Annotated in this window: 1 pseudogene; it reads right to left on the reverse strand. The window is 45.1% G+C overall.

From position 1 onward, the window contains the following. A pseudogene (locus ADH81_RS04225) lies at positions 1-1414 on the reverse strand (hypothetical protein); the annotation flags it as partial.

Genomic DNA, 1414 nt, shown 5'->3' on the forward strand with positions numbered 1-1414 from the left:
AGTTGATTCTGCCGGAGTTGCAGTTGGAGTAACTGAAGTTACTGTTGGTGTGTAAGTGGCAGAGGCTTTGGTTCCATTCTTATCGACACGTTTAACCGTTACGCCTGTACCTTCTCCTGTAAATGATTTTTCTGGTACGAAGGTTACAGTTCCGTTCGGAGCGACTGTGTAAGTTCCTTCTCCTGGAATTGTCTTCGTAGTTGAGCCATCTTCAAAGGTTGCAGGTGTATCATCATCCATTGGGATTGCAGGGTTACCAGGTGTGAAGCTTGGTGTACCTGTTTGCGTTTGACCTTGAATGTCTGTAGATGTTGCTGGATCAGCAGTTGGTACAACTGGAGTGATCGTCGGTGTGTAAGTTGTTTCAGCAACTGTTCCGTTTGTATCTTTACCTTGAACCTTAACTGGAACAACCTCACCTGAGTAAGATTTATCCGTTGGCGTGAAGGTTACAATACCTGTTTCTTTATCAGCGGTGAAGGTACCGATCACATTACCTGCTGGTGATTTCGCATCTACTGACGCTGCTGGCTGACCATTTTCGTCAAGAAGAGTAATGGTATCCTTGTCGATAGGTGCAACTGGGTCACCTTCTGTGAAGGTTACAGTTCCAGTTTGAACCACACCTTGAGGTGCTTCTGATTCAGCTGGAGTCGCTGTTGGACTTACCGGTGTCACAGTTGGTGTGTACTTAGCAGTAACTGGAGTACCGTTCTTATCTTCACGAACAACCGTTACAGCTTGTGCCTTACCTGTGAATGATTTTTCTGGAACAAAAGTTACTGTTCCATCGGCTGCTACTGTGTACGTACCTACGCCGTCAACTGTCTTAGTCGTTGAGCCATCGTCGAAAGTAGCTGGAACGTCATCGTTCATTGGAACATTTGGATTCCCTGGTGTGAAGGTTGGTGTACCTGTTTGCGTTTGACCTTGTTTGTCAGTAGATGTTGTATCTTCTGCAGTTGGTGTAACTGGGGTTACGGTTGGTGTATAAGTTGCAGAAGCTTTTGTTCCGTTCTTATCTTCACGAACAACGGTAACAGCTGACGCAGTACCTGTAAAGCTTGGTTCTGGAACAAATGTCACAGTTCCGTCTGCTGCTACTGTGTAGGTACCGACACCATCAACTGTCTTAGTTGATGAGCCGTCATCAAATGTTGCGGCAACATCATCATTCATCGGCACACGGCTATTACCTGCAGTAAATTTAGGTTTACCTGTTTGTGTCTTACCTTGGATATCTGTTGAAGTTACATCTTCAGCTGTTGGAACTACTGGAGTAATCTTAGGCGTGTAAGTTGTTTCTACAGCAGTACCATTGGCATCCTTGGCTTGAACCTTAACCGGAACAACATCACCTGAGTAAGACTTATCAGTCGGTGTGAAGGTTACAACACTTGTATCCTTATCAACT

Origin of the sequence: Streptococcus pseudopneumoniae (assembly GCF_001072925.1) — a bacterium.
Taxonomy (GTDB): Bacteria; Bacillota; Bacilli; order Lactobacillales; family Streptococcaceae; genus Streptococcus; species Streptococcus pseudopneumoniae_Q.